Source organism: Tenacibaculum geojense, assembly GCF_042676005.1.
GTDB classification, from domain to species: Bacteria; Bacteroidota; Bacteroidia; order Flavobacteriales; family Flavobacteriaceae; genus Polaribacter; species Polaribacter geojense.
In genome coordinates this window covers 291782-315523 of the sequence record NZ_JBHTJR010000051.1, presented here as the reverse complement: position 1 = coordinate 315523, position 23742 = coordinate 291782, and the positions used below count along the sequence as shown (strand labels likewise).

General features: G+C 30.9%; 25 protein-coding genes. 20 read left to right on the top strand and 5 right to left on the bottom strand.

What is annotated here, in order from left to right; genetic code table 11:
• Positions 1-5 precede the first annotated feature (5 nt).
• Genes ACFQ1U_RS12125 through ACFQ1U_RS12115 form a run of 3 tightly spaced genes read right to left on the bottom strand, consistent with a single transcriptional unit; the run spans position 6 to position 3070 of the window.
• Entirely contained in the window at positions 6-1415 is a 1410-nt protein-coding gene (locus ACFQ1U_RS12125; RefSeq protein WP_386108730.1) for a sensor histidine kinase, read from the bottom strand.
• A gap of 48 nt (positions 1416-1463) precedes the next feature.
• On the bottom strand, positions 1464-1922 hold the full coding sequence (locus tag ACFQ1U_RS12120) for a hypothetical protein (protein ID WP_386108728.1): 459 nt from the start codon (positions 1920-1922) through the stop codon (positions 1464-1466).
• Positions 1922-3070, bottom strand: a complete 1149-nt coding sequence (locus tag ACFQ1U_RS12115; protein ID WP_386108726.1) for a DNA polymerase III subunit — start codon at positions 3068-3070, stop codon at positions 1922-1924. Before ACFQ1U_RS12115 ends, ACFQ1U_RS12120 begins: the two co-directional genes overlap by 1 nt.
• A 124-nt stretch (positions 3071-3194) precedes the next feature.
• Between ACFQ1U_RS12115 and ACFQ1U_RS12110 the strand changes: the two genes are divergently transcribed.
• From ACFQ1U_RS12110 to ACFQ1U_RS12095, 4 genes are all read left to right on the top strand, one after another.
• Positions 3195-3422: a FeoA family protein gene (locus ACFQ1U_RS12110; RefSeq protein WP_386108724.1), complete on the top strand. Its 228-nt coding sequence runs from the start codon at positions 3195-3197 to the stop codon at positions 3420-3422.
• On the top strand, positions 3423-5531 hold the full coding sequence (gene feoB, locus ACFQ1U_RS12105; protein WP_386108722.1) for a ferrous iron transport protein B: 2109 nt from the start codon (positions 3423-3425) through the stop codon (positions 5529-5531).
• Positions 5532-5687: 156 nt separating this feature from the next.
• A complete protein-coding gene (locus ACFQ1U_RS12100; protein WP_386108720.1) occupies positions 5688-9065 on the top strand; it encodes a hypothetical protein in 3378 nt (1125 codons plus the stop codon).
• Between the two features lie 40 nt (positions 9066-9105).
• The gene (locus ACFQ1U_RS12095; RefSeq protein ID WP_386108718.1) at positions 9106-9606 is read left to right on the top strand and encodes a DUF3575 domain-containing protein; all 501 of its coding nucleotides are present in this window, start codon (positions 9106-9108) and stop codon (positions 9604-9606) included.
• A 30-nt stretch (positions 9607-9636) separates the two neighbouring features.
• Here the strand turns inward: ACFQ1U_RS12095 and brnQ are convergent, their stop codons facing one another.
• Complete coding sequence (gene brnQ, locus ACFQ1U_RS12090; protein WP_386108716.1) at positions 9637-10917, bottom strand: branched-chain amino acid transport system II carrier protein; 1281 nt, start codon at positions 10915-10917, stop codon at positions 9637-9639.
• A gap of 121 nt (positions 10918-11038) precedes the next feature.
• On the opposite strand from brnQ, the gene ACFQ1U_RS12085 reads away from it, so the two are divergent.
• Complete coding sequence (locus ACFQ1U_RS12085) at positions 11039-11821, top strand: alpha/beta fold hydrolase (RefSeq protein ID WP_386108714.1); 783 nt, start codon at positions 11039-11041, stop codon at positions 11819-11821.
• Positions 11822-11857: 36 nt separating this feature from the next.
• A complete protein-coding gene (upp, locus tag ACFQ1U_RS12080) occupies positions 11858-12511 on the top strand; it encodes a uracil phosphoribosyltransferase (protein ID WP_386108712.1) in 654 nt (217 codons plus the stop codon).
• Here upp and ACFQ1U_RS12075 read toward each other — a convergent pair whose 3' ends face one another.
• Positions 12512-13414 carry a DUF6427 family protein gene (locus ACFQ1U_RS12075; RefSeq protein WP_386108710.1) on the bottom strand — a complete coding sequence of 301 codons (903 nt, stop codon included), beginning with the start codon at positions 13412-13414 and terminating at the stop codon, positions 12512-12514.
• Between the two features lie 42 nt (positions 13415-13456).
• Between ACFQ1U_RS12075 and ACFQ1U_RS12070 the strand changes: the two genes are divergently transcribed.
• The 14 genes from ACFQ1U_RS12070 to ACFQ1U_RS12005 all read left to right on the top strand — a co-directional run bounded on the left by ACFQ1U_RS12070 (position 13457) and on the right by ACFQ1U_RS12005 (position 23658).
• Positions 13457-13675, top strand: coding sequence for a DUF6341 family protein (locus ACFQ1U_RS12070; protein ID WP_386108708.1), 219 nt, complete (start codon positions 13457-13459; stop codon positions 13673-13675).
• A 13-nt stretch (positions 13676-13688) separates the two neighbouring features.
• Positions 13689-14360, top strand: a complete 672-nt coding sequence (gene trmB / locus ACFQ1U_RS12065) for a tRNA (guanosine(46)-N7)-methyltransferase TrmB (RefSeq protein ID WP_386108706.1) — start codon at positions 13689-13691, stop codon at positions 14358-14360.
• Between the two features lie 37 nt (positions 14361-14397).
• Positions 14398-14727 carry an MGMT family protein gene (locus ACFQ1U_RS12060; protein ID WP_386108704.1) on the top strand — a complete coding sequence of 110 codons (330 nt, stop codon included), beginning with the start codon at positions 14398-14400 and terminating at the stop codon, positions 14725-14727.
• A 124-nt stretch (positions 14728-14851) separates the two neighbouring features.
• Positions 14852-15985 carry an Mrp/NBP35 family ATP-binding protein gene (locus ACFQ1U_RS12055; RefSeq protein WP_386108701.1) on the top strand — a complete coding sequence of 378 codons (1134 nt, stop codon included), beginning with the start codon at positions 14852-14854 and terminating at the stop codon, positions 15983-15985.
• Between the two features lie 10 nt (positions 15986-15995).
• Complete coding sequence (locus ACFQ1U_RS12050) at positions 15996-16232, top strand: NifU family protein (protein WP_386108699.1); 237 nt, start codon at positions 15996-15998, stop codon at positions 16230-16232.
• A gap of 156 nt (positions 16233-16388) precedes the next feature.
• Positions 16389-17444, top strand: a complete 1056-nt coding sequence (locus ACFQ1U_RS12045; protein ID WP_386108697.1) for an NAD(P)/FAD-dependent oxidoreductase — start codon at positions 16389-16391, stop codon at positions 17442-17444.
• The gene (locus tag ACFQ1U_RS12040; protein ID WP_386108695.1) at positions 17444-17773 is read left to right on the top strand and encodes a 2Fe-2S iron-sulfur cluster-binding protein; all 330 of its coding nucleotides are present in this window, start codon (positions 17444-17446) and stop codon (positions 17771-17773) included. Before ACFQ1U_RS12045 ends, ACFQ1U_RS12040 begins: the two co-directional genes overlap by 1 nt.
• 55 nt (positions 17774-17828) lie before the next feature.
• Positions 17829-18110: a hypothetical protein gene (locus ACFQ1U_RS12035; protein ID WP_386108693.1), complete on the top strand. Its 282-nt coding sequence runs from the start codon at positions 17829-17831 to the stop codon at positions 18108-18110.
• A gap of 89 nt (positions 18111-18199) precedes the next feature.
• Positions 18200-18706: a ferritin gene (locus ACFQ1U_RS12030; RefSeq protein ID WP_386108691.1), complete on the top strand. Its 507-nt coding sequence runs from the start codon at positions 18200-18202 to the stop codon at positions 18704-18706.
• Between the two features lie 305 nt (positions 18707-19011).
• The gene (locus tag ACFQ1U_RS12025; RefSeq protein ID WP_386108689.1) at positions 19012-20169 is read left to right on the top strand and encodes a homogentisate 1,2-dioxygenase; all 1158 of its coding nucleotides are present in this window, start codon (positions 19012-19014) and stop codon (positions 20167-20169) included.
• A gap of 36 nt (positions 20170-20205) precedes the next feature.
• Positions 20206-20568: a four helix bundle protein gene (locus ACFQ1U_RS12020; protein WP_386108687.1), complete on the top strand. Its 363-nt coding sequence runs from the start codon at positions 20206-20208 to the stop codon at positions 20566-20568.
• A 37-nt stretch (positions 20569-20605) separates the two neighbouring features.
• Positions 20606-21766, top strand: a complete 1161-nt coding sequence (hppD, locus tag ACFQ1U_RS12015; RefSeq protein ID WP_386108685.1) for a 4-hydroxyphenylpyruvate dioxygenase — start codon at positions 20606-20608, stop codon at positions 21764-21766.
• An 84-nt stretch (positions 21767-21850) separates the two neighbouring features.
• On the top strand, positions 21851-22768 hold the full coding sequence (locus ACFQ1U_RS12010; RefSeq protein WP_386108684.1) for a tryptophan 2,3-dioxygenase family protein: 918 nt from the start codon (positions 21851-21853) through the stop codon (positions 22766-22768).
• 104 nt (positions 22769-22872) lie between these two features.
• Positions 22873-23658, top strand: a complete 786-nt coding sequence (locus ACFQ1U_RS12005; RefSeq protein WP_386108682.1) for a DUF3108 domain-containing protein — start codon at positions 22873-22875, stop codon at positions 23656-23658.
• The last annotated feature ends 84 nt before the right edge of the window (positions 23659-23742 follow it).

Sequence of the window (23742 nt, the reverse complement as noted above, 5' to 3'; positions counted from 1 at the left end):
TCTGGTTAATTTTTTGGTAAAATTACAATAAATTGAGTTCCTACTCCTTCTTTAGAAGTAAATGAAATAGAGCCATTATAGGCTTCTATAATATTTTTTATCATTGGTAAGCCTAATCCCATACCACTTGTTTTAGTAGTGAACTTAGGTTCAAAAATTAGTTTTTTGTTAGCTTCTGAAATCCCTTTTCCGTTATCAGTAATTATAATTTTTACATTATTTACTTCTGTTAAAACTTCTATCTTAATTTGTGGATTTTCATGATTTGTATCTATCGCTTGTGTAGCATTTTTAACTAAGTTAGTAACTATGCGTACAAGTTGTGTTTTGTCTAAATGTGCGTAAATTTCTTTTTCATGAGGTTGATAGTTTACAAAATCTTCTTGAAAAATATCTAAAGCATGTTTTACAACATCAACAACATCTAAATTTTCTTTTCGTTGAGAAGGCATTTTCGCAAAATCTGAAAAGGCAGAAGCAATGGAGCTCATTACATCAATTTGTTGAATTAATGTTTGGCTATATTCTTTTACTTTCTCTTTGATATTTAGGTCTTCAGGATCAAATCTTCTTTCAAAACTTTGAACCGTAAGACGCATTGGGGTTAATGGGTTTTTTATTTCGTGGGCTACTTGTTTTGCCATTTCTTTCCAGGCTTGCTCTCGTTCACTTTGGGCTAATTTTGCAGCACTATCTTCTAATTGATCAATCATATTATTATATGATTCTATTAATGAGTTTATTTCGGAGCTTGCAGAGGCTAAAACAATTTTTTCGTTGCGTTTATTTAAGCGTGTTTCTTTAATTTTTTGAGAAATTTCTTGTATAGACTTTGTGATGTAGCTAGATAATAGATAAGCTAATAAAATGGCAATTAAAAACATTAAAAGGTATACCAAAGATAGCCTTGAGATAAATTCCCGAAGCTCTTTTTTTTGCAGTTCATTGTCTTGAGCTATTTGTAATTCTAAAATACCAATTCTTTTAAAACGTGTATCGTTTATATAAGTGTAAGATGATTGGTAAGTAGTACCTTTTTCTTCTTTATCTCGAGTAATTCTGTACTCTGAACTTTTTCCTAAATCGTATAATATATCTGGAGATAATGAGTTTTCTTCAATTTTTTCAAAAGCAACAGGTACTGATGATTTTAATAAACAACCATACATATCATACATACTTATGGTAAGTTTATGTACTCGTGCCATTTCATAAATATTACTTTCAAAAATATTTGCAATATTTTCTGTAGTTATAGGAAATGTGGTTTGTTGAAGTTTTATTTCAATATCTTGCTTTGTAGCATCTTCTTTTCTTCCAAATCGTTGAACATTGTAATCTTTGGTTTGTTCATCGTATTGAATAATAGTAACGGTAACAATTAATATTGATGTTAATAACACCAATACAATCATTGATAAAAAAATCCGATTACGTAAAGATATATTGTTTAGAATTGCCAATTATTTGGTTATTTTTTTTGTTTTCATAAAAAGTTTGTCGTCAAATTCACCATCTCCATCCCAATCATAAATTACGGTACCGTTAAAACCCGTGTCGGTTTGTTTAATAATGTACCAAGCTTCTACTTTTTTCCCTTGATAGGTGTAGTCTACAAACAAGCTATCACCTTTTGTTTTCCATAAACCACTACTTTCACCAACTTTTGTACCGTCTGGTTGTTTAAACCATGCAGAAAACGTGCCATCTTTTTTATATAAAGACTGAGCTCTACCAACATTTGGTTTGCTAAAATCGTCTTCAAAAACATATGAACTATCTGATTTTTGAATTGTAGGGTATTCAATTTTAATATACTCTGTTTCCCATGAACCAACCATATAGTCTTGAAGATTATTTTTAGAAGGTGAAGTACAGGCGGCTATAAGTAAAAGTAAAATTAAGGTTTTTGCTGTTTTCATTAGGTATTTATTTTTTCTTCTTTGGTGTGTAATAAACGCGTAAGCTTTATAGAAAGATCTAACAAAATTATTTTAGCGTTTCCGTTTCGTTCAATATGATATTGTGCATCATTTAATTCTTTTTCAATAGTTAAAATATTGCCACTATGTACAAAAGGAGCAAATTTTTCAAGTTGAAAATTGGGAGTTTCGGTTTCTAAAAACACTAAATTATTTGCTCCGTAGTTCATCAATAATGCTTGTCTGAAAAAATGTAAGCAATATTGAATGAATTGTTTTTGAGTTTCTCTACCAGTTTTTGCAATGGCTTCGCTCCAACCGATTAAATCTTGAATAACAGCCGCATTTCCTTTAGCTTTAAATGCACTTCTGATCCAGATGATAAACCATTCTTCAAACTGAAAATCTTTAGAGTCTTGCTGAAATATGTGTAAAGCTTTATTAAAGTTTCCTTCTGCTTGTTGAGCTATTTTTAAAGCTTCATTTTCGCTAGCACCTTTATAGGTTAATTGTTCAGCAATGCTGTTTTCACTTAAAGGAGTGAAGTGTAAGGCTTGGCATCTAGATTTAATAGTGTTTATAATTTGACCTTCGTCTTCTGCAACTAAAATAAAAACTGTTTTATTAGGTGGCTCCTCAATTAGTTTTAGAAGTTTATTGGCAGCAGCAGTGTTCATTTTTTCCGCCATCCAAATAATCATTACTTTAAAACCACCTTCGTATGATTTTAGGGTTAGCTTTTTTACAATGTCTTCTGCTTCATCAACACCTATTTGACCCTGTTTATTTTCTACTCCAATTGATTGAAGCCAGTTGAAAAGACTTCCGTATGGATTTTCGTTTAAAAAAGTACGCCAGTCTTCTAAAAACAAATTACTAATAGGGTGTTTTTTTACACTATCATTAGTAGTTACAGGAAACGCAAAATGCAAGTCGGGATGTTGCAGTTTTTCACATTTAATAGCACTAACTTCTGGATTATTAGATGTGCTAGTAATTAAATGTTGTGCATAGGCGATTGCCATAGGTAAGGTACCACTACCTTCTTTACCAACAAATAATTGCGCATGTGGAATTCTGCCATTTTCAGCAGATTTTATAAGGTGTTTTTTTATATGTTCTTGGCCAATTATAGCATCAAATGTCATAGAGCAAATATACTATATAATTAACTAGTTTAAATCAACTTCTTTAGAATGATTCTAATTTAGTATATTTGCCAATGAATTACTGCTGCAGCAAAGGCTGAGGCAACTTTATAAAGCGTTATTTTTGAGTACGATTGCATCTTTACAAATTGGAGAAAAAGGAATTGTTTTAGACGACTGTTTGGACAATATTCCTTTAAAATTATTAGAAATGGGTTGTTTACCTGGAGCAGAGGTAGAGTTGCTTCAAATTGCACCACTTAATGATCCGTTATATGTTTGTATTAACGGAAGTTATTTAGCTATTAGAAAAGAAACTGCAGTACAAATAACCATTGCCAAAAACGAATAGATGAGTAAAAAAAGTATAAAAGTATCGTTAATTGGTAATCCAAATACAGGAAAAACATCATTATTCAATCAGTTAACTGGTTTACAACAAAAAGTTGGAAATTATCCAGGAGTTACTGTGGATAAAAAACAAGGAACATGTAAATTAAATAGTACTGCGGATGCTATTATTACAGATTTACCAGGAACTTATAGTATAAACCCAACATCTTTAGATGAAAGTATTGTTTTAAAAACATTACAAGATCCTGAAAATGAAAATTATCCTGATTTAATTGTTGTAGTAGTTGATGTAGAGAACATAAAAAGAAATTTACTGTTATTTAGTCAGGTTAAAGATTTACAAATACCTACGTTATTAGTTATTAACATGGCTGATCAAATGCAACGCAAAGGTATTTCAATTGATATTGAAGCGCTTTCTAAAAAATTGGACACAGAAATTGTTTTAATTAGTGCTAGAAAAGGGAGTGAGATCACAAAAGTTAAAGAAAAGATTGCTTCAATAGATTTAACCCAAAAAGAATCTACTTTTGAAAAAATAACCAGTAAAATTGATGCAGATTTTTTCAGTAAAATACAAAGCATAACTCCAAATTACAGCTTGTATCAGTTATGGTTAATGGTAACACAAAATTTATTTCCATCTAATTTAACAGCTTCAGAAAAAGAAAAAATACAAAGTTTACAATCAGAATTTGGTGTAATTAAAAGGTATCAGCATAAAGAAACTATCTACAGGTACCAAGAAATTAATCAGGTATTAAAATCTTGCTATTCAGTAGATAAATCTATAGCTACAGATTTGCGAAGCAAGTTAGATAGCGTATTTACGCATAAAATTTTTGGTTATGTAATTTTCTTTGGAATACTATTATTAATGTTTCAATCCATTTTTGATTGGGCCTCTGTACCTATGGATTTTATTGATAGTGTTTTTGCAGAATTTTCTGAGTATACAAAAAGCTTATTACCAGCAGGAATGTTTACAGATTTGTTAACAGATGGTATAATTCCTGGTATTGGTGGAGTGGTTATTTTTATACCTCAAATAGTAATCTTATTCTTTTTAATAGCTCTATTAGAAGAAACTGGTTATATGAGTAGGGTAGTTTTTTTAATGGATAAAATTATGCGCCGTTTTGGGATGAGTGGAAAAAGTATAATTCCTCTAATATCTGGAACTGCTTGCGCCATCCCAGCTGTAATGTCTACCAGAACTATATCAAGCTGGAAAGAGCGCTTAATTACCATATTAGTAACTCCGTTTACCACATGTTCAGCCAGATTGCCAGTTTATGCAATTTTAATAGCTATTATAATTCCTGAGAAAAAAATAATTGGTTTTTTAGGACTTCAAGGGTTAACCTTATTAGGATTGTATGTTTTAGGTTTTGCAACAGCCATTGTTGCAGCAGCTATTTTAAATAAAACATTAAATGTAAAAACGACCTCTTTTTTTGTTGCAGAAATGCCTAATTACAAATTACCCTCTCTTAAAAATGTATTTTTTGATGTTTATGACAAAACAAAAGCATTTGTATTTGGAGCCGGTAAAATAATTTTAGCTATTTCTATAGTGCTTTGGTTTTTGGCTACGCACGGTCCAAGCGGATATGATACAATTGATCAAGAAATTCAGACATCAGAAAATATTGCGTCATTGTCTGAAGAAGAGCTAGAGCAAAAAATAGCCTCAGCAAAGTTAGAAAACTCATTTATTGGTATTGCAGGAAAAACAATAGAGCCAGTTGTTAAACCATTAGGTTACGATTGGAAAATTGGAATAGGGTTGATAACCTCTTTTGCCGCTAGAGAAGTTTTTGTAGGCACGTTAGCCACCATATACAGCATAGAAGGAGTAGAAGACGAAGCAACTATAAAAGAACGTATGATTGCAGAAATAAATCCGACTACAGGTAAAAAACGATTTAATTTTGCTACTGGAATGTCATTATTAGTGTTTTATGCTTTTGCAATGCAGTGTATGGCAACACTAGCTATTGTAAAAAGAGAAACTAAAAGTTGGAAATGGCCATTAATACAACTAGTAGGAATGGGAGCTTTGGCTTATATTGCAGCATTTGTAGTTTATCAAATATTTAGTTAATGCAAGAAATTTTAACATATACAACGGTATTATTAGCAGTTGCCTTTTTAATAAAGAAATTTTTTATTCCAGCTAAGAAAAAAAGCAACTGCGGAACAGATTGTGGTTGCTCTTAAGCATAATAAACTATTTTTGCGAGTAGTACGTTTGTAAACTATGACCAAAAAGTTAATAACCTTATTATTATTTTTTTCTTTACTGCCTGTTGCAAGTCAGATAAAGAATCAAAATTTTAGGTCTAAAATTTTTACACTAAAATCAGATTTGGTAAAGGTTGATAGTTTAACTATCAATTCACAAGATTTTCAAGTGTTTGCTTCAAAAGATTCGTTAATTTCACCTGATGACTATAAAATTGATTTTCAAAAGGCAGAATTAACAATTAACCATAAAAAATACTCTAAAATTAAGGTTAACTACTATCGTTTTCCAGATTTTATAACCAAAGTTTATACGCCAATTGATGCCTCTGTAATTGTTCCTAATACTTCTGTAACAAATAAGCTTTACAGTCAAACTACTAATAAGAAGAAAACAAAAATTGATTTTTTTGATGATATTAATACCAAAGGTTTTATTACTAGAGGAGTTACAGCAGGAAACAATCAAAATGCTGTAACAAACTCTGCTTTAGATTTAACCATTGAAGGTAAGTTATCACCAAAAGTAGGAATAAGAGCAAATATTTTTGATACTAATTTTCCGTTACAAGAAGGAGGATATTCTCAAAATATTACTGATTTTGATCGAATTTTTATTGAGCTTTTTAGTAAAAAGTGGCGTATTAGAGGAGGTGATATATCATTGTCTAATAAGGAAAGTTTTTTTTTAAATTTTGATAAAAAGGTAGCCGGAGTTGAGGTTGAAGCTGCCATTGGCGATAAAGGAAATGTATTAGCATCTGGAGCAGTTGTTAGAGGTCAGTTTTCTGCTTATAATTTTGTTGGTGTTGAAGGTAACCAAGGTCCGTATAAAATATTTGGTCCCAATAATCAAACGTTTTTAGTTCTGGTAGCAGGAAGCGACCGAGTTTATGTGAATGGAGTTTTGTTAGAACGAGGAGAAAATAAAGATTATGTTATTGATTATAATCTTGCTGAAATTCGATTTAACACAACATATCCAATAACCAATGATATGAGAATTCGAGTAGAATATCAATTTTCAGAACAAAATTACACTCGATTTATTACTTATGATAAAACAACTTTTACGTCTGATAAATTTTCAATAGGAGGTTATTTTTACAGTGAAAATGATGCTAAAAGCCAACCACTTCAACAATCGTTAACAGCAGCGCAAAAAGAAATTTTAGCCAATGCAGGGAATGATGAATCTCAAATGATTGCACCAAGTGCTTATCCGGATTCGTATGCTCCTAATAGAATTCAGTATAGAAAAGTTACTAACAACGGAGTTGAGTTTTTTGAATATACAACCGATGAAAATGAAGATGTGTATACAGTGAGTTTCACCAATGTGGGATCTGGCTTTGGAAGTTATAATGTACTTAAAACTATAGCAACAGGAACTGTTTATGAATATGTAGGAGAGAATTTGGGGAGTTTTTTACCTGTTACTAGATTAATCGCACCAACCAAACTTCAGGTAGCTGTTATAAATACGTCGTATAAACCAACACCTAAAACAACAATAAACGCTGAGGTTGCTTTAAGTAATAATGACAAGAATTTATTTTCATCAATTAGCGATGATGAAAATAAAACAATGGCTACTGATATTAACTGGAAACAAGTATTAATTGATAAAAAATGGCAATTAGAAAGCGCAGTTAATTATCAGTTTGTACAAAATAACTTTACTACTGTACAAAGGTTTAGAACTGTAGAGTTTAATAGAGATTGGAATATTTTTAATCCAGAAGGTAACCAACAATTATTTGGTGTATCATTTAGTTATAAAAACAAGAAGAATAGTTTTATAAATTATGGATATAATCAACTATCTTTTTCTAATGACTTTAATGGAGTAAAACACTCATTAGCTGCTCAATTAGGTGAGAAAAGAACTAAATTTGTGCTAAAAAGTAGTTTTTTAACTAACTCAGGTACTATAAATGATGATACTTTTTTTAGAGCACAAAGCAAGTTAGTACATTCTTTTAAAAGATCATGGATTGGAGGATTAACAAGTGTTGAAAGGAACAAACGATTTAATAAAAGTACTGAATTTTATGAGCTGAACAGTCATCAGTTTAAAGAGTTTGAAACATTTTATGGAATTGGAGATAGCACAAAAGTCTACGCCAAATTTGGAGTGAATTACAGGGAAAATGATAGTATTAAAAACAATCAATTTACCCAGATTAATAACCGAAAAACATTTTACGTTAATAGCAGACTTATAAAAAATAAGAATACAAATGTATCGGTATTTGCGAATTACAGATTTACCGAAAATAGATTTCAGAATAATGAAAAATCGTTAAATTCTAGATTAACATATAATCAATTATTGTTTAAAAAGTTTATTAGACTTTCTTCTGTTTATGAGACATCTTCAGGAAATATAGCGCAACAAGAATTTGTATATATAAAAGTAGAGCCAGGGCAAGGATATTATACTTGGATAGATTATAATAATGATGGTGAACAGCAATTTGACGAGTTTGAAATAGCTCAATTTCAAGATCAGGCAGATTATTTAAGAGTAGCATTACCAAATATTACCTTTTTACCAACACAAAAAGCCAAATGGAAACAAACGGTTATTTTAAATGCAAGTATCTGGAAACAACAAAAAGGACTAAAAAAATGGCTATCTCATTTTTACAATCAAACCAATTGGTTGATAGATAATGAACAAAAAAGAGTTGGTAGTAGTTTTAATTTAAATCCGTTTGATTTTGATGAAGATAAACTACTTGCATTAACATACAATTTTAGAAATAGCTTTTATTACAATAGAAATTTGCAAAATTACAGTTGGGTTTACACTTACGGAACTACAAAAAGTAAGCAACAATTCAATATTGGGAATCAAGAAAGTACTTCAGATATTCATCAGCTAGATTTTCATCATAAATTTTCAACATACTGGTTGTTCCAGTGTTTAGTATCTACAGCCAACAATAAATTGATTACTGAAAATTTTTCTAACAGAAATTTCGACTTAAAAGTTCAAGAATTACAGCCAAAGTTAAGTTTTCTATATAATAAAAATCATAGGTTAACCGCTTTTTATCAGTATAAAGAGAAGGTGAATACATTAGAATCATTTGAGGAGTTGTTACAGCACAAAATTGGTTTGGAATATTTTTTTAGTTCTTTAAAAAAGAATCAAATAAGTGCTAACTTTAACTTGTTTCAAAACAATTTTACTGGTAATCAAAACTCTCCAGTTGGATATCAAATGTTAGAAGGTTTACAACCAGGGAAAAATTATACCTGGAATGTGCTTGTAAACCAGAAAATAAACTCATTGTTAACCTTAAACTTATCATATTTAGGTAGAAAGAGTCCAACAGCAAAAACTATTCATACTGGTATGGTACAATTACGAGCAAATTTTTAAATAAATGACGTACTTTTGTGCTAAGAAACAAGAAATAATTATGAAAAAAATAATTGCCATTTTAGCTTTATCTTTTGGATTAGCTACCCAAGCACAACAAGAAGTAACTTTAGATATTGCAGATGCTTTAGTGATGAAATCTTTAGAGGTTTCTTACGAGTATTATGTAAGTGATCAGTCTTCATTTGGTGTTTCTGCTTTGTTTAATTTTGAAGGAAGAACTTCTGATTTTAGATATAATGAAGACAGTATGATAACCCCATTTTTCCGCCATTATTTTACAAATAGTAGAAACTGGAATTACTTTGGAGAAGTTTTTTTAGGTATTAATTCTGGCGAGTATGAAGTTACCTTACTAGATGATACTAAAGCTTATGAAAACTATACAGATGGAGCCTTAGGTATATCTGTAGGAACAAAATATGTGTCTAACGGAGGCTTTGTTGTTAGTATTTTAGGAGGTATTGGTAGAAATATGTTTACAGATGAATCACCATCTGTAGTACCAAGAGTAGGTGTAAATTTAGGATATAGATTTTAACACAAAATAATATCAAACAAAAAACCTGCTTTAAACAGCAGGTTTTTTTTGTGCAAATAATAAGTTTGTAACTACAAAGCTAAAAACTGCAGGGAGTACCCAGCCTAAGTTATGTTTAGCAAAAGGGATTATTTTTTGAATAGTATTTAGTTGAGATTCATCAATAAAAAATTGAAGAAAATCAGGAATACTAAAAGTAAAAGTAATTAAAACCACTACTCTAAAAACAATTACTGAAGTGTATTTTGGATTCAGAACATTTAAAATTATTAGTACAATGGTTATAGGATAAATAAACATTAAAGCAGGAAGTGCAATATCAATAATGTAAGAAACATCAAATTGTCCAATCAAAACACCTAATATACATCCTAACACAACAGTTATAGTGTAAGCTTTTGAATTATTGTTAAATAAACCTTTTACAAAATCGGCAGTTCCAGTAACAATTCCAACAGCAGTAGTAAAACAAGCCAAAGCAACTAAAACACTTAAAAAAGAAGTTCCTATTTTACCAAGAGTATAAGTACTTAAGCCATTTAATATGGTTGTTCTAGAAGCATCAGTAGCAAAATTAGTACTCCAAAAAGCGCCATTCATAATTAATCCGGCATATATAAATAGTAAACCTAAACCAGCAATAATACCAGCCTTTGTAATTAATTGTTTTTTATCCTGAAAACTACCGTTGGTATTTATATTTAAAGAAATAACTAAAATTCCACCAACAACAACAGCAGCAATAGCATCAAAAGTTTGATAACCTTCAAGCAAGCCAGCCACAAAAGGTGCATCATATATTCCTGCAGATATTTCATTTGGAGATGAAAATATACCTACAAAAATGATGCTTGCAATAATAATTATTATAATAGGAGTTAAAAATTTACCAAGGTAATCTAATACTTTAGATCTGTTTATGGCAAATAACAAAACTCCTAAAAAATAAATGCTACTTGTTACCAAAGAACTGGTGTTAAAAAAAGGGGCAATTGCAATTTCATGAGTTACCGATGCTGTTCTAGGTGCAGGAAGTGTAATTGCAATTGTGTACATAATTACACAGTAAAACGTGCTAAAAGTTGAAGATATTTTTTTTGCAAAGTCATACATGGTGCCTTGAATTCTAGCGTGAGCTAAAATTCCTAAAAAAGGAATAATTACCGCTGTTAAAAAAAAACCAATAGTAACCCATAGCCAAGATTCACCTGCGTTTTTTCCTAAAAAAGGAGGTAGAATTAAATTCCCTGCTCCAAAAAACATAGAAAATAAGGCAAAACCAGTTATTAAAACTTGTTTTTTAGAATTCATAATAAGTCAATTTAGATGGTTAATTATTGATTTTGACTGACTTTAATTTTGACTGTTAATTTCTTTTTTAAAGTTATAAAAAAGTAAATCTCAAAACTGGAAAGATACATATTTTTGCAACATGCAACATTTTATCAAATACAAAAACGCAAGCGTGGCTTTTACTGAAGTTGGTAAAGGAAGTGCACTTATTTTTTTACATGGCTTTCTGGAAAATAATTCGATGTGGGAAAGGGTAGCTGATGTTTTTAAATCTAATTACAGGGTAATTTGTATAGATTTATTAGGCCACGGAAAAACATCATGCTTAGGCTATGTTCATACTATGGATGAAATGGCAAATCAAGTTAAAGCGGTGATGGATCATTTAAAATTAAGAAAAGTATCGCTAATAGGCCATTCTATGGGAGGTTATGTAGCATTGTCTTTTTTAGAAAAATTTCCAGTAAATGTTAAAAAAATAGCTTTAGTAAATTCTACCTCAAAGGCAGATAGTGGAAAGCGTGTTCAGTTAAGAGATAGAGCTATTAAAATGGCACAACAAAATTATGAGAGTTTGGTAAAAATGTCTGTTGCCAATTTATTTTCATCGGCATCATCATCACTGTTAAAAAAAGAGATTATTAAATGTAAAAAAGAAGCTTTAAATACTCCTTTGCAAGGTTATATTGCTTGTACAGAAGGTATGAAAATAAGAAAAGAAACTACGGATGTTTTACGAAAAGCATCATGTAATAAAATGATAATTGCAGGAAAAAATGATCCTATATTGGATTATACTACAGTTAAAAACGAGGCTCTTGAAACTAATTCGGAGCTTATTACTTTAGATAATGGTCATATGAGTCATATAGAAGATTATGAGCAATTACTATCTGCTCTTCGTTATTTTATAAAATTATAAGTAACATCTTTTGTAAATTGCACAAAATTTAACATTATGAAAGTTCATCACATTGCACAAGAGAATTCAATTTTAAATAAATTTTTATCAGAAATAAGAAGTGTAGATATTCAGAAAGATAGAATGCGCTTCAGAAGAAATATTGAAAGAATTGGAGAGTTGTTGGGTTATGAACTAAGTAAAAGCTTGCCTTATAATTCTAAAGAGATAACTACGCCACTTGGAAGTAAGTTAATAAATCTACCACATGAGAATTTAATTTTGTGTTCTATTTTAAGAGCAGGTTTACCATTGCATATAGGTATGTTGAATTATTTTGATGATGCTGACAATGCCTTTATTTCAGCCTACAGACATCATCCTAACAATGATGAATACTTCGAAATTAATGTTGAATATTTTGCCTCTCCATCTATAGATGGTAAAACCCTACTTTTAGTAGACCCAATGTTAGCAACAGGAAGATCTTTAGCAGCGGTTTATGAAGGTGTTAAAAAATATGGGACACCAGAAAAAATTCATATTGTAAGTGTTATTGGTTCACAACAAGGGGTAGATTTTGTTGCCGAAAATTTTCCAGATTCAACCGAATTATGGATTGCAGATATTGATCCAGAACTTAATGAAAAAGGATATATAATTCCTGGTTTAGGAGATGCTGGAGATTTATGTTACGGCGCAAAAATGTAACTATATAAAAAGCATAATAAAAGCACCAACAATAAATAGGCTGAGGATAATTTCTTTCAGCCATTTTTTTTGTAAAATCTCTATTAAGTTAGCAATTATAATAGCGGTTGGAAAAAATAAATATATCAATTCAGAACCATCTTTTTGTTGTATTAGTAAAACTAAAATAATAGCTATAGCCAAATTAAAAAGTAGTAATAACCAATTAATCCTGAAAGAATTCTTAATAGCTAGTGCTTTTGGAGTTTTTAAAACTATCCCAATCAGTGTTATTGTAGAAAATGCAATAAAAGGTATGAGGAAAAACAGTTTTTGATATAAGCTATAATCTGTTACTGTAGTCCAATTAAAAAGACTATAAAAAGTATTGTCTAGCTCATACCAATAGCAATAGGTAAAATACAAAAATACAGGAGCAAAAAAACCAATAATAGGACTTAAAAAAGATTGTATTGTTAAACGTTGATGATATAAAATACTAACATATAGCAATGGCGCAAAAATAACAGTAGTTGGTACTGTTAAAAAACTAATACCTAACCATAAGCCACCATCAAAATATTTTAAAGTTAAGTTTTTGTCAGATTGTAAACTGTAAACCTTTCTTAAAAATAAGAGTAAGGTTAAATGTCCATAGGTATGTTGATTAATTGCAAAACTTTGATGGAAATACCCAAACAATAATGTAAAAAACAGAAACGCAAAAGAGTTATCAAAAGTTAAACTATTTTTACTATTGATAAAGTTAAAAACTCCAAGAATTAATAAAAATAGCGGTAAGTAGCTAGCGGTTTTTAATAAGCTTGTGCTATTTAAAAAGGCAGCCAAAAAAAAGCATACAAATAACAATAGTATGGCAACAGAAGTTACGGGTTTAGATTTACTGAAAAAGTTGGTTAACATGTATTCTTTTTATACTTTTGCAACTGTAAAGATAAACAAGTTATGTTAGCATTAAATATATTTAGATTAATAGGAGATTTATTCAAAGTATTATTTGCTCCTTTTGATTGGTTACGATTAACTTTAGCTAAAACCGATTCAGGTTGGTGGACTTCTAACGCAGTTAACTGGTTTTTTGTTTTAATCTTATTCGTTTTATTATACTATTGGATAAGTCAAGCTCTTAAGTTTAAACGCGAAGGAACAGAAGACAGAGCATAATTACTATTTTACTTTGGGAAGCAAAAATAAATTAAAACGTTTTAGAGAAAATGAAACGTTTGAAAACGTAATTCAGCCAACTAGAGAAGAGGTTGTAAATAATTTTTCTTTAAAAGGTAAATGGAATACTTTTTTTAAAAATGACAATCCAATTGTTTTAGAATTAGGTTGTGGAAAAGGAGAGTATACAATTGCTTTAGCAGAAAAAAATCCAAATAAAAACTATATTGGTATAGATATTAAAGGTGCTCGTTTTTGGCGTGGAGCAAAAACAGCAATTGATAATAACATGAATAATGTTGCCTTTATTAGAACACAAATAGAGTTAATAGATTGTATTTTTGATGTAAATGAAGTAGATGAAATTTGGATAACCTTCCCTGATCCTCAAATTAAATATAAAAGAACCAAGCATAGGTTAACCAATACAGATTTCTTAAAAAAATACCATGGTATTTTAAAACAAGATGGTGTGGTAAACTTAAAAACTGACAGTGAATTTATGCATGGTTACACCTTAGGTTTGTTACACGGTGAAGGTCATGAAATTTTACATGCCAACCACGATGTATACAAAAACTATTATTCACCAGAAGAAGTAACAGGTACACAAACTTTTTACGAGCAACAATACTTAGAACAAGGTAAACCAATTACTTATATAAAGTTCAAATTAAAATATTAAAATCCTGCTTTTACGCAGGATTTTTTACTTTTATAAAATGAGTAAAACGTCAACTAATTTTTTTCAAAAAGTGTATGAAGTTGCCAGGTTAATACCAAGTGGTCGAGTAACTAGCTACGGAGCAATAGCCAAGTATTTAGGTACGGCAAAATCTGCAAGAATGGTGGGTTGGGCCATGAATAACTCTTCAGATAAAAATGTGCCAGCACATCGGGTTGTGAATAGAAATGGTGTGTTAACAGGAAAGCATCATTTTCAAGGATCAAATTTAATGCAGCAATTATTAGAAAGTGAAGGTGTTGAGGTAAAAGACAATCAAATTAAAAATTTTACTACTCTTTTTTGGGATCCATCAAAGGAGTTATAAAATCAAAATTAATTTGAAATAAATACCACTTATAATATCATAAAAAATCGAAATGTAAACCTTTTATTTTCTGATAGCTAAAATGTATCTTTGCAATTTAGATTAAATATAAGTAAGAAATTTAATGAGTTTTACAAAACAAGATATATATAAAGCGTTAGAAACTATAACAGCACCTGGTGAAGGTAAAAGTTTAGTAGAAAACGAAAATGTTACTAATATCGTAACTTTTGGAAAAGAAGTAATTGTAGATGTAACAATTAGCAATCCTTCTTTGCAAGCAAAAAAGAAAGTTGAAGTAGAAATCATGAAAGCTATTCATGAGCATGTAGATCAAAAAATAGATGTTAAAGTTAATGTTAAGGCTGTAGTTCCTCCAAAAGAAGACAAGGCACAACAAATTAGAGGTAAAGAGATTCCAAACATAAAAAATATTATTGCAGTGGCTTCTGGTAAAGGAGGTGTTGGTAAATCTACAGTAACTTCTAATTTAGCCATAACTTTAGCAAAAATGGGCTTTAAAGTTGGGGTTTTAGATGCAGATGTTTATGGGCCATCACAACACTTAATGTTTGATGTAGAAAATGAAAAACCATTAGCAGTTAATGTAGATGGGCGTTCAAAAATGAAACCTGTTGAAAATTACGGAGTAAAATTATTATCGTTAGGTTTCTTTACCAATCCAAGCCAGGCTGTAATCTGGAGAGGACCCATGGCGTCTAAAGCCTTAAATCAATTAATTTTTGATGCAGATTGGGGCGAGTTAGACTTTTTATTAATAGATCTTCCACCAGGAACAGGAGATGTACATTTATCAATAGTACAAGCCGTGCCAATTAACGGAGCAGTTGTAGTAAGTACTCCACAAAATATAGCATTAGCAGATGCTAAAAAGGGAGTAGCAATGTTTCAGCAAGAAGCTATTAATGTACCAGTGTTAGGTATTGTTGAAAATATGGCATACTTTACACCAGAAGAATTACCTAATAATAAATATTACATTTTTGGTGATAGTGGAGCTAAGAATTTAGCTGAAGATATAGCTACATCATTTTTAGGAGAAATTCCATTAGTACAAAGTATTAGAGAGGGAGCAGATGTTGGTCACCCGGTTGCTTTACAAGAAAATACTCCTTTAGAAGAAGCATTTAATAGCATTACCAAAAATATGGTAAGTGAATTAATTAAAAGAAACGAAAATTTACCACCAACAGAAATTGTTAGAATTTCAACAATGAGTGGTTGTAGTACCAAATAAATTTATAAAAATGGCAACAAAAGAAACAGTGAATAACGTAGAAAAAGCTTTAGAAGAAATACGACCATTTTTAGTTAGTGATGGCGGAAATATAAAGTTATTATCCGTAGAAGATAACGTGGTGAAAGTTCAGTTAGAGGGCGCATGTAGCGGATGTTCTGTTAATCAAATGACGCTTAAAAACGGAGTAGAAGCTACGATTAAAAAATACGCACCAGAGATAGAAGAAGTAATCAACGTTGCGTAACTGATAAAAATCAGTAAAAATATAGTTCCAAATTATAAATTTGGGCGTTCCCTGCGGTCGGGCTTTCGGTAGTCGCTTTTTTGGGTTTAAAAACACCAAAAAGAGCTTCAACAATACCTTAATCCCTAACGCAATATACAAAACAAGTACACATACATGATTAAAACCGATATATTAATAATAGGAGCAGGTCCTACAGGTTTATTTACCGTTTTTGAGGCCGGATTATTAAAATTACGTTGTCATTTAATAGATGCATTACCACAACCAGGAGGTCAATGTTCAGAAATTTATCCAAAAAAACCAATCTATGATATTCCTGCGTATCCAGAAATATTAGCAGGTGATTTAACGGATAAGTTAATGGAGCAAATAAAACAGTTTGAACCTGGTTTTACTTTGGGAGAACGTGCAGATACTATAGAAAAACAAGAAGATGGTACTTTTATAGTTACTACCAATAAAGGAACAAAACATCAAGCACCAGTAGTTGCTATAGCTGGTGGTTTAGGTAGTTTTGAACCGCGCAAACCATTAATTCCAAATATTGCTGACTTTGAAGATCGTGGGGTAGAGTACATGATTAAAGAGCCTGAAATGTATCGAGATAAAGATGTGGTAATTGCAGGTGGAGGAGATTCTGCTTTGGATTGGTCTATCTTCTTGGCAGATGTTGCCAATTCAGTTACTTTAATTCATAGAAGAAATGAGTTTAGAGGTCATTTAGATTCTGTAGACCAAGTTCAAGAGTTGAAAAATGAAGGTAAGATTAATTTAATTACTCCGGCAGAAGTTAAAGCTATTATTGGCTCTGATAAGGTTGAAGGTGTTGAGGTGCATAAAAAAGACGAAGAACCTTTTGTAATTAAAACCGACCATTTTATTCCATTATTTGGACTCTCTCCAAAATTAGGTCCAATTGCTAATTGGGGATTAGAAATAGAGAAAAATGCAATTAAAGTTAATAACGCTTTAGACTATCAAACTAACATTCCTGGAATTTATGCAATTGGAGATGTAAACACGTACCCAGGAAAGTTAAAGTTAATTTTATGTGGTTTCCATGAAGCTACGTTAATGTGTCAAAGTGCTTTTCAACGTATCTATCCAGATAAAAAATATGTCATGAAATATACAACAGTTGGAGGCGTACAAGGTTTTGATGGTACTAAAAAAGAAGCACCTAAAGCAGTTGTTAAGAAAATTGAATAATGTCTGATATTACTATAAAAATTACAGATAGAGAAGGAGTAACACATACAGTTCAAGCTCCTACAGATATGAATATGAACCTAATGGAGGTAGTTCGATCTTATGAATTAGCTCCAGAAGGTACCATAGGTATATGTGGAGGAATGGCAATGTGTGCTTCTTGTCAATGTTACGTAAATTCAGATCATGAATTACCTGAAATGACAGATGATGAAGATGCAATGTTGGCAGAAGCTTTTTATGTTGAAGATAACAGCCGTTTAGGGTGTCAGATTCATATGTCAACTGAACTTGAAGGTTTGGAAGTAACTTTAGCTCCAGAAAGTTAATCTTTATTTATTCTAAATAAATTCATATTTTTGCATTCTAATAAATTAGAATATTTTGGATTCAGTACATTTACAAGAAATAACATTTTGTAAGTATCAATTACAAACATTGCAAAAAACTATTGAATTAAGTTTTCCTCAATTATTACAATTACGTAATGATGTTTATAAATTATCATCTCATTATGGTATGTTAGATATTATTGAGTCAGATAATTTTGTTTTATTGTTTGTGGCCGATAAGCAACACCTTTTGTATTTAGATATTCCTCAGTTAATTTATTTAAGAAATTCTATCGATAGCTTTTTTGGTTCTGTTAAATCAGTTTTAATCTAAATAATACGCTTATTTAGACCATCTTCAAATTTTGATTCCAGTTTTTTAACAGCTAATTAAGTGGTATTTTTGTTACAAACAGAAAAATCATGAAAACAGCAGTAAGAAAACAAATGACGATTCATCCAGAAGTTATGGATGTGTTAAATGAGCAAATAGCAATGGAAATGCACGCATCAGCATCTTACCTAGCAATGGCTTCATGGTGCGATCAAAGAGAATTATTGAATAGTAAATCTTTCTTCTATAAACAAGCTGAAGAAGAGAGAGAACATGCTATGAAAATTTTTGAATTTATTAATGATGCTGGCGGGGCAGCTATGTCACCTGAAGTTCACAATGTAAACAATAACTTTGAGAGCTTAAGAGACATTTTCGAAAAATCATTAGAGCAAGAAATAAGTGTAACACAGTCTATTTACAAATGCTTTAAAAAAGCACGTAGTGTTGATGATTTCGCTTCTGAGGTGTTTTTACAATGGTTTGTTAACGAACAAGTAGAAGAGGAAGACACAATGAGAAGTATTTTAGATGTGTTTGATTTAATGGAAGGGATGCCTCTTAAAATGATTGATGAGCGTTTGCCAAAAGAATAATCAACAATATTGTGATCCGAAGTTATTAAGCTTCGGATTTTTTTTGCTTTTTTGCTAGTTTAAACAAAGCGCTGTGGCTTCCACAAAATGAAACTAGTTTTCTTATATTTGTATAAACAACTAAAGTTCTAAAAATGTATTGGTCAGGACTATTATCATACTTAAAATTCTTGATAAAGCGTAATCCAGAGTAATTACGATATGGCAATTGCAAAAAATTAAATAATGTAATACCATTGTAAAATATCAATCTAGATAAATTACAGGTTTTACATTGCTGTATTAACAACTTAATAATTACTATTATGCCTTTTTATCATAAATTAGGAAAAATACCACCTAAACGACATACGCAATTCCGTAAAGAAGACGGAAGCTTGTATTATGAGCAATTATTTGGAACAATTGGGTTCGACGGAATGTCGTCAAACTTATATCACGAACAACGACCGACACAAGTTAAAGAAATTAGAAAGCAGTATTCGGTAGCTCCAAAAATTGCGAAGAAAAATAATATCCAATCGTATCGTTTCAGAGGATTTCAGGTTCCTCAGGTAGAAGATTATTTGGATAGTCGAAAGATTGTTTTAACCAATTCTGATTGTAACATTATTCTATCGGCTCCAAAATCTTCAACAAAAGATTATTTCTATAAAAATACAGATGCAGATGAAGTAATTTTCGTGCACAGAGGAACAGGTAAGCTAAGAACTCATATGGGAAATTTGGATTTCAAATATGGAGATTATTTAGTAATTCCTCGTGGTATGATTTACAAATTAGATTTTGACACTGAAGATAATCGTTTATTTATTGTTGAATCTTATCGCCCAGTTTACACACCTAAAAGATATCGCAACTGGTTCGGGCAGTTATTAGAACATGCTCCATTTTGTGAAAGAGATATTCGTCAACCTTATGAGTTAGAAACATATAATGAAAAGGGAGACTTTTTAATGAAAATTAAAAAACAAGACGAAATTATAGAAATGGTATATGCATCGCATCCTTTTGATGTGGTTGGTTATGACGGGTTTAATTATCCGTATGCATTTTCCATTCACGATTTTGAACCCATTACAGGAAGAATTCATCAACCACCACCAGTGCATCAAACCTTTGAAACAGATGCTTTTGTAATCTGTAGCTTTGTGCCAAGATTGTATGATTATCATCCACAAGCGATTCCTGCTCCTTATAACCATAGTAATATTGATTCTGATGAAGTTCTGTATTATGTTGATGGAGATTTTATGAGTAGAAATGATATTGATGCAGGACATATTTCGCTTCATCCTGCTGGAATTCCTCATGGTCCACACCCTGGAGCAACAGAGAGAAGTATTGGTGAAACAGTAACAGAAGAGTTGGCTGTAATGGTAGATACATTTAAGCCTTTAATGGTTACAGAAGAAGCGATGAAAATAGCCGATGAGAAGTATTTTCAATCTTGGCTTGAGTAAATCGATTAGTAAATTTGTAAATTAGATAATGAGTAAATGATTTTTTCTAGAAGTCAAAAATATCAGAGTAATCCAATACTTAAAGAAACTTTTGAGTTTTCATTAATGATTGTAAAATATTCTGAAAAGCTTGAAGAAAAAAGAAAGTTCGCTATAGCAAAACAGATTATTCGATCAGGAACTTCAATAGGGGCAAATGTTAAAGAAGCTCAAAATGCTGAAAGTAAAGCAGATTTTATCCATAAGATGAAAATAGCATTAAAAGAAGCTGATGAAACTGAATACTGGTTGTTTTTATGTGAAAACCTAGATTCATATCCAAGTACAAATTCTTTAATTGATAAATTAAATACTATAATTAAAATATTAAATAAAATCGTTAGCAGTTCGAAAAAATAATTCGCTAATCTGCTAATTATCAAATTCGCTTATTACAATGAGTAAAGATATAAAATCAGTAAACTACGGTTTAGAAAAAATATTCGAAGGAGCTCAAGATTTCCTTCCACTTTTAGGAACAGATTACGTTGAATTTTACGTAGGAAATGCAAAACAAGCTGCACACTTCTATAAAACAGCATTCGGATTTCAATCCTTAGCTTATAAAGGTCTAGAAACAGGATCTCAAGATGAGGTAAGCTACGTATTAGTTCAAGATAAAATTCGTTTAGTGTTAACAACGCCATTAAACAGTAAATCTCCAATTAACGATCATATAGTGAAGCATGGAGACGGAGTTAAAGTTGTAGCACTTTGGGTTGAAGATGCTCGTTCTGCTTGGGAAGAAACTACAAAAAGAGGAGCAAAATCTTACATGGAGCCAACTGTAGAAACTGATGAACATGGAGAAGTAGTGCGTTCGGGAATTTATACTTACGGAGAAACAGTTCATATGTTTGTAGAGCGTAAAAACTACAAAGGAACATTTATGCCAGGTTTCATGGAATGGAAATCAGATTATAATCCACCATCAGCTGGTTTAAAGTATATCGACCACATGGTAGGAAATGTTGGTTGGGGGCAAATGAATAAATGGGTAAAATGGTACGAAGATGTTATGGGATTCGAAAACTTTTTATCATTTGACGACAAACAAATTCATACAGAATACTCTGCTTTAATGAGTAAGGTGATGAGTAATGGAAATGGACGAGTGAAATTCCCAATTAATGAACCAGCGAAAGCAGCTAAAAGATCTCAGATAGAAGAATATTTAGATTTTTACGAAGGAGAAGGAGTTCAGCATATTGCAGTTGCTACAGATGATATTATTAAAACCGTATCACAACTAAGAGCTAATGGTGTTGAATTTTTACCACCACCACCACAAGCATATTACGATATGATTCCTGAGCGTTTAGGTGCACATAAAGATATGATGAAGGAAGATATTTCTAAACTTCAAGAATTATCAATTTTAGTTGATGCAGACGAAGAAGGATATTTATTACAAATTTTCACCAAACCTGTTGAAGACAGACCAACATTATTCTTTGAAATTATTCAAAGAATGGGAGCAAGAGGTTTTGGAGCTGGAAACTTTAAAGCACTCTTCGAATCAATTGAAAGAGAACAACAAAGAAGAGGAACTTTATAATATTTTACTAAAATTAGTAGTAGAGCCAAGAGTCAAGTAATATAATACTTGTGTCTTGGTTCTTTTTTTCCTGAATCTATAAAAATGAATAGAGAAGAATTATTAAAGGCTATCGAAGATAAGTATGAAAAGCTTGGAGTTCCGGTAGATGCAATGTTGGAAGGTTTGTTACACAGTAAACCAATTACTTATTGGGATTATATCCAAACAGATGCTTTATTAGGGTTGCAAATTCCAAGAACAACAGAGCCAGATGAAATGGTTTTTATTATGTATCATCAAGTAAATGAACTGTTGTTCAAAATGATTCTTTGGGAAATAGATCAAGTAGCAAAGAGCGTAGAGATCTCTGCAGAAAAATTTACCAAACATTTAATGAGAATCAGTCGTTATTTTGATGTATTGTGTAACTCATTTAATGTAATGGCTGATGGAATGGATGTAGAGCAATATTTAAAATTTAGAAATGCTTTAACACCGGCAAGTGGGTTTCAAAGTGCACAGTATAGAAAAGTAGAATTTGCATCAACAGAATTAATTAATTTAATAGACGCAAGATACAGAGACTCTATTGATAGAAATTCATCTTTTAAAAATGCCTACGATCACTTGTATTGGCAGGCGGCAGGAAAAAATTATAGTACAGGACAGAAAACTACTTTATTAAATCTTTTTGAAAAGAAATATATGGGTGAATTTATAGATTTTATGGAAGATTATAACGATTGTAATCTTTCTAAAAAATTTAAACAATTACCAAAAGAAATTCAAGAAGACGAAACATTAATAAAAGCGATGCGTCATTATGATTATACGGTTAATGTAAAATGGGTAATGGCTCATTACAATGCGGCAGGTAAATATTTAGGCGGTAGTAATAAAGATTTAGAAGCCACAGGAGGAAGTAGTTGGCGAAAATATTTACATCCTAAGTATCAAAAAAGAGTATTCTTCCCTTATTTATGGTCTAATGATGAGTTAGAAGCTTGGGGAGAATTTTAATGCTTTGTTAAATCATTGTAAAAAAGCGGCTTAATATTTTATTAGTGTCGCTTTTTTTGTTTTTGGAATGAATATTGTCAAGGTTTTTTTATAAGTTTGATATCGTGAAAAAAATAATAGCGCTACATATAGTATTATTTGCAATAACAATTGCAGGTTATGGACAAGAAAAAACAACAGCATTTAAAGATGGTGAATGGCTTAAGTATAGAATGAGCTACAGCGGATTTTTAAAAGCAGGAACAGCTGAATTAAGCTTAAAAGAAACTACTTACAACGGAAAAAAAGTACTACATGCCATTGGTAAAGGTAGAACCTCAAGTGTGATAGGTTGGTTTTTTAAAGTTGATGATACGTATGAAAGCTATTTTGAAACAAGTGAAGTGAAACCTTATTTATTTAAAAGAAAAATAAATGAAGGAGGTTATAAAAAACATAGACATGTTAGCTTTAATCATGAAAATAGCACAGCAAGTGTTCGAGATTTATTGAAGAAAAAGGACACTGTAATTTCAATAAAAAGTGTGCAAGATATGATTTCAACTTTTTATTTTTTACGTGCGTACGATACTAAGAGTCTGATAAAAGGGCAGGCAGTAGATGTTGATATGTTTTTAGATAATAAAACATATCCATTCAAGTTAAAGTTTTTAGGAACAGAGACTTTAGATACTAAATTTGGTAAAATTAAAACACAAAAATTTAGACCATTAGTACAAGCAGGAAGAGTTTTTAAGGCAGAAGAAAGTGTAACCATTTGGATTACTGCCGATGATAATAAAATTCCAGTAAAAATGAAAGCCTCATTAGCGGTAGGATCTTTAAGAGCAGAACTAGATGCTTATAAAGGTTTAGCAAACCCTTTTGAAATCGTTTTCGATAAAAACTAAACTAAAAACGTTACAATTTGTTAAATAATTACTAAGAAATGCATTAATTTGTATTTTTGATCGTTGCATAAAAAAATACAAATC

What these genes read in the sequence shown, in the direction of transcription:
- ACFQ1U_RS12095 (WP_386108718.1), top strand. Translation starts at nt 9,106, where the DNA reads ATGAAAAAAATAATTGCCATTTTAGCTTTATCTTTTGGATTAGCTACC.
- ACFQ1U_RS12100 (WP_386108720.1), top strand. Translation starts at nt 5,688, where the DNA reads ATGACCAAAAAGTTAATAACCTTATTATTATTTTTTTCTTTACTGCCT.
- ACFQ1U_RS12050 (WP_386108699.1), top strand. Translation starts at nt 15,996, where the DNA reads ATGGCAACAAAAGAAACAGTGAATAACGTAGAAAAAGCTTTAGAAGAA.
- ACFQ1U_RS12085 (WP_386108714.1), top strand. Translation starts at nt 11,039, where the DNA reads ATGCAACATTTTATCAAATACAAAAACGCAAGCGTGGCTTTTACTGAA.
- ACFQ1U_RS12055 (WP_386108701.1), top strand. Translation starts at nt 14,852, where the DNA reads ATGAGTTTTACAAAACAAGATATATATAAAGCGTTAGAAACTATAACA.
- ACFQ1U_RS12020 (WP_386108687.1), top strand. Translation starts at nt 20,206, where the DNA reads ATGATTTTTTCTAGAAGTCAAAAATATCAGAGTAATCCAATACTTAAA.
- ACFQ1U_RS12060 (WP_386108704.1), top strand. Translation starts at nt 14,398, where the DNA reads ATGAGTAAAACGTCAACTAATTTTTTTCAAAAAGTGTATGAAGTTGCC.
- ACFQ1U_RS12125 (WP_386108730.1), bottom strand. Translation starts at nt 1,415, where the DNA reads ATGATTGTATTGGTGTTATTAACATCAATATTAATTGTTACCGTTACT.
- brnQ (WP_386108716.1), bottom strand. Translation starts at nt 10,917, where the DNA reads ATGAATTCTAAAAAACAAGTTTTAATAACTGGTTTTGCCTTATTTTCT.
- ACFQ1U_RS12040 (WP_386108695.1), top strand. Translation starts at nt 17,444, where the DNA reads ATGTCTGATATTACTATAAAAATTACAGATAGAGAAGGAGTAACACAT.
- ACFQ1U_RS12075 (WP_386108710.1), bottom strand. Translation starts at nt 13,414, where the DNA reads ATGTTAACCAACTTTTTCAGTAAATCTAAACCCGTAACTTCTGTTGCC.
- upp (WP_386108712.1), top strand. Translation starts at nt 11,858, where the DNA reads ATGAAAGTTCATCACATTGCACAAGAGAATTCAATTTTAAATAAATTT.
- ACFQ1U_RS12030 (WP_386108691.1), top strand. Translation starts at nt 18,200, where the DNA reads ATGAAAACAGCAGTAAGAAAACAAATGACGATTCATCCAGAAGTTATG.
- ACFQ1U_RS12070 (WP_386108708.1), top strand. Translation starts at nt 13,457, where the DNA reads ATGTTAGCATTAAATATATTTAGATTAATAGGAGATTTATTCAAAGTA.
- feoB (WP_386108722.1), top strand. Translation starts at nt 3,423, where the DNA reads ATGAGTAAAAAAAGTATAAAAGTATCGTTAATTGGTAATCCAAATACA.
- hppD (WP_386108685.1), top strand. Translation starts at nt 20,606, where the DNA reads ATGAGTAAAGATATAAAATCAGTAAACTACGGTTTAGAAAAAATATTC.
- ACFQ1U_RS12010 (WP_386108684.1), top strand. Translation starts at nt 21,851, where the DNA reads ATGAATAGAGAAGAATTATTAAAGGCTATCGAAGATAAGTATGAAAAG.
- ACFQ1U_RS12025 (WP_386108689.1), top strand. Translation starts at nt 19,012, where the DNA reads ATGCCTTTTTATCATAAATTAGGAAAAATACCACCTAAACGACATACG.
- ACFQ1U_RS12120 (WP_386108728.1), bottom strand. Translation starts at nt 1,922, where the DNA reads ATGAAAACAGCAAAAACCTTAATTTTACTTTTACTTATAGCCGCCTGT.
- ACFQ1U_RS12045 (WP_386108697.1), top strand. Translation starts at nt 16,389, where the DNA reads ATGATTAAAACCGATATATTAATAATAGGAGCAGGTCCTACAGGTTTA.
- ACFQ1U_RS12115 (WP_386108726.1), bottom strand. Translation starts at nt 3,070, where the DNA reads ATGACATTTGATGCTATAATTGGCCAAGAACATATAAAAAAACACCTT.